General features: G+C 76.5%; 4 protein-coding genes and 1 riboswitch. Of the genes, 1 reads left to right on the top strand and 3 read right to left on the bottom strand.

Translation table 11 applies throughout. The features are described from left to right. The 3 genes from thiE to SSBG_RS02475 all read right to left on the bottom strand — a co-directional run. A partial coding sequence (gene thiE, locus SSBG_RS02485) for a thiamine phosphate synthase (protein ID WP_037870984.1) occupies window positions 1-585 on the bottom strand: 585 nt, incomplete at its 3' end. Window positions 586-593: 8 nt separating this feature from the next. Beyond that, on the bottom strand, window positions 594-1394 hold the full coding sequence (thiM, locus tag SSBG_RS02480; RefSeq protein ID WP_008744658.1) for a hydroxyethylthiazole kinase: 801 nt from the start codon (window positions 1392-1394) through the stop codon (window positions 594-596). Next, complete coding sequence (locus tag SSBG_RS02475; RefSeq protein ID WP_234010320.1) at window positions 1384-2832, bottom strand: purine-cytosine permease family protein; 1449 nt, start codon at window positions 2830-2832, stop codon at window positions 1384-1386. The genes thiM and SSBG_RS02475 overlap by 11 nt, the downstream gene beginning before the upstream one ends. Next, a riboswitch (TPP riboswitch) is annotated at window positions 2824-2916 on the bottom strand. Its footprint overlaps the gene before it by 9 nt. A 187-nt stretch (window positions 2917-3103) precedes the next feature. On the opposite strand from SSBG_RS02475, the gene SSBG_RS02470 reads away from it, so the two are divergent. Beyond that, window positions 3104-3869: carboxylate-amine ligase (locus tag SSBG_RS02470; RefSeq protein ID WP_008744656.1), on the top strand; the 766-nt coding region annotated here is incomplete at its 3' end.

Genomic DNA, 3869 nt, shown 5'->3' with positions numbered 1-3869 from the left:
CGCCGCCGCGCAGATGCCCGAGACGATCGCCGCGCCCGCCGCGCCCGCGCGGCGCAGGGCGGGCAGGTCGGCCGGGAGCACGCCGCCGATCGCGACCGCGGGGGGCAGGCCGGGCGCGGCGAGCAGGCGCGCGAAACCGCTCACGCCGAGCGCCGGGGGCGCGTCCGTCTTCGTGGCCGTCGCCCGCAGCGCGCCCACCCCCACGTGGTCCACCCCCGCGGTGGCGGCCTCCGCCAGCTCCGCCGGGGTCGCCGCGCTCAGCCCGAGCAGCGCGTCCGGGCCGGTCAGCTCCCGCACCGCCGCGACCGGCAGGTCGGACTGGCCCACGTGGACGCCGTGCACGCGCGCCCCGGCGGCGCGGGCCGCGAGGTACACGTCCACGCGGTCGTTGACGAGGAGCGTCACGCGGGCGGGCAGCACGGCGGCCACGGCCAGCACCTGCGCCAGGAACGCCCGCCCGCCCGCCTCCTTCTCGCGCACCTGCACGGCCGTGACCCCGCCCGCCACGGCGGCGGCGACCGTCTCCGCGACGGTCCGCCCCCGCGCCGCGCACTGGGCGGAATCCGTGACGAGGTACACCGACATGTCCGGGCTCACGAGAGCGCCGCCCGCGCCGAGAGGTCCGCGTCCCCCACCGCGGCGAGCGCGTCCAGGAAGCGGACCGCGAAGGTCCCGGGACCGGGGGCGCCCCCGGCCGCCAGCTCGGCCGCGACCGTGTACACCGTCACTGCCGCCACCGCCGCCTCCAGCGCGTCCTCCGTGACCGCCGCGAAGGCAGCCATCACCGCGCCGAGCGCGCAGCCGCCGCCCGTCACCTTCGTCAGCAGCGCGTCCCCGTTCGCGATCCGCACCGTCCGCGTGCCGTCCGTCACGAGGTCCACGGGCCCCGAGGCCGCGACGACCGCGCCGCTCGTGCGGGCCAGCCCGCGCGCCGCCTCCGCCGCCTGGTCGACCTTCTCGGCCGCGTCGACGCCGCGCCCGCCCGCCCCGGCCCCGGCGAGCGCCAGGATCTCCGAGGCGTTGCCCCGCACGATCGCGGGGCCGAGCGCCAGCAGCTCGCGCGCGAGCGGTGTACGCACCGGGAGCGCGCCGATCGCGACCGGGTCGAGCACCCACGGCGTGCCGGCGGCGCGCGCCGCCCGTGCCGCCTCTGTCATCGCGGCGCGCTGCTCGGCGTGCGGCGTACCGAGGTTGACGAGCACCGCGCCCGCGACCGGCGCGAAGGCACCGGCTTCCTCGGGGATGTCCACCATCGCGGGCGAGGCGCCCAGCGCGAGCAGCGCGTTCGCCGTGAAGTTCGTGACGACGGTGTTGGTCAGGCACTGCACGAGCGGTTCCGCGCCGCGCACCCGCGCGAGCGCGGCGCGGGTCGCTTCGACGTGCTCAACGGCCATGGGAGGACTCCAGAGGTGGGACGGGCGCCGCGCGCCCGGCGCGCAGCCGCAGCGGCGCGTAGACGAGCAGCGCCACCGCGAAGGCGACGTAGTACGCGAGGTCGGCGCCGTGCAGCGCGTCGGCGACCGGGCCGGCGTACAGCGAGGTGTTCATGAACGGCACGGCGGCGGCGAAACCGGCGAGGAAGGCGAGCGGCGCGGGCCACCACGGCACGGGGCGCGCGTTCTCGGCGGCGAGGTCGAGCCGGGCACCCGTCCGGGCCCGCCAGTCCACCACCACGACGGCGACGAACCCCGGAATCCAGTAGCCCACGAAGAGCAGCACGTTCTGGAAGCGCGCGGTCGTGTCCGCCGCGTGCATCCACAGCACGAGCGGCAGCCCCAGCGCCGCAGCCCCGGCCGCCGCGAGCGGGCGCGGGACGCGCACGCCCACTGTCTGGAGGGCCAGCGAACCGCTGTAGTCGTTCATCGCGTTGCTGCACAGCGCGGCGAGCGCGACGGCGAGCAGCCCGAAGGCGCCGAGCCAGCCGTCGCCCAGCAGTTCCCGCACCCCGCCGGCCGTCTGGTCGGTGAAGACCGAGGCGCCCCACAGGCCGAGCGTCTGCACCACGACGAAGGACAGGCTCACCCCGAGCAGCGTGCACCAGAACATCCGCGGGCGCGAGGCGGTCCTCGGCAGGTAGCGGCTGAAATCGCTCGCGTAGGGGGCCCAGGACAGCGACAGGCTCAGCGCGACCGTGCTGGTCAGCATGACCGCGCCGAAGCGGTCCATGCCGTGCGCGCTGCCCGGGCCCGCGGGGCTCACCCCGTCGAGCATCTTCACGGCGAGGACCACGAAGGCCGCCGCGAGGACGAACGACATGAGCTTCTGGAGGCGGTGGATCGCCTCGTACCCCAGCGCCCCGACGAGGCCCTGCCCCGCCATCATGACGAGCACCCCGAGCCAGAACGGCCAGCCCAGGAGCCGCGCGAGCGCGTCCCCGCCGAAGAGGCCGATGAGCGCGTCCCAGGCGACCGAGGAGAGCCACTGGAGGATGCCGGGCAGGACCACGGCGGGCCCGAAGGCGAGCCGCGCGAGCGGGAGCTGACCGGCGCCCGTCCGGCTGCCCCACGTACCGAGGTAGGCGACGGGCACCGCGCCGAGCAGCGTGCCCGCGACGACCGCGGCGAGCGCGGTCGCGAAGTCGAGGCCGAGGACGACGCCGAGGGTCCCGGTGAAGACGCCCGTCATGGTGAGGTTCGGCGCGAACCACACGGTGAAGAGCCGGCCCGGGCCCCCGTAGCGCCGGTCCTCGGGCACCGGCGCGATACCGCGCGCCTCGACCCGCAGGTCCCCGGGGGCCTCGGGCATCCGGCCGCCGAAGACGGGCGCTGCCGGGTCGCCGTCGCGAAGGACCCGGTCCTTCGGGGCGGGGCCGGGGGCATACGGCAATGACATGGAAGACATCCCTCCGCCAGTACGAGCTGGTTCAGGTTCGACGGGTGTGATCTCAGCCCCCGCGGGGCACCCCGTGTCCGGTGATGCCGCCCAGCGTAACGCCTGGTAGCGGCGGGCCGCGAAGGACGTTCGCGCCCCCGGATCGCGGAAGCGCGGACTCCGTGCGCCGGGGCGCCCCGTATGCGCTCTCCTGCCGTACGCGCGCCGGCGGCAAAGTGAGTGGGCCCGCCCACGGGCCACGCGTCCCACTCCACCCCCGAGGAGCTGCCGCATGTCCGCCAGCGCAACGCAAGGCGGGGACGCGGGCTTACCCGCAGACCCCGGCGCACCCCCCACCCTCGGCGTCGAGGAGGAGTTCCTGCTGGTCGACGCGGAGACGCTGCTCCCGGTCGACGCGGCCGAACGGGTCCTCGACGTGCACCACCGACTCCACCCGCAGGGCGCCGTGACGGCTCCGCAGCGCGAACTGCTCAGCAGCATGATCGAGACCACGAGCCCGGTGTGCGCGGACCTGCCCGGGCTGCGGGCCGAGGTCTCCGCCGCGCGCGAACGCCTCGTCGAGGCCGCCGGGAAGGCCGGCTGCCGGGTCCTCGCCCACGGCACGGCCGGGCGCCAGGCCCCGCCCCGCACCCCCACCGAGGCCCCGCACTACCGCGACGTCGCCGGTCTCTACCAGCTCCTCGCGCGCGGCACCGAGACCTGCGGCTGCCACGTCCACGTCGGCGTCCCCGACCGCGAGGCCGCCGTGCACGCCCTGGACCACCTGCGCCCCTGGCTGCCCGTCCTCCTCGCGCTCTCGGCCAACTCCCCGTACGAGCACGGCGCGGACACCGGCTTCGCGAGCTGGCGCACGATGGTCCTCTCGCGCTGGCCCACGACCCAGATCCCGCCCTTCTTCGCCGACGCGGCCGACTACGACGCGACGCACCGCAGGCTCTTCGCGACCGGGGTCCTGCCCGAGCGGGCCCGCAACGCCTACTGGCTCGCGCGTCCCTCCGCGCACGTCCCGACGCTGGAGGTGCGCGTCGCGGACGTCA

The sequence above is a fragment of the Streptomyces sp. SPB074 genome (assembly GCF_000154905.1).
Lineage (GTDB): Bacteria > Actinomycetota > Actinomycetes > Streptomycetales > Streptomycetaceae > Streptomyces.
The sequence above is the reverse complement of the archived record's forward strand: the minus strand, read 5'-3'. Positions and strand labels throughout refer to the sequence as shown.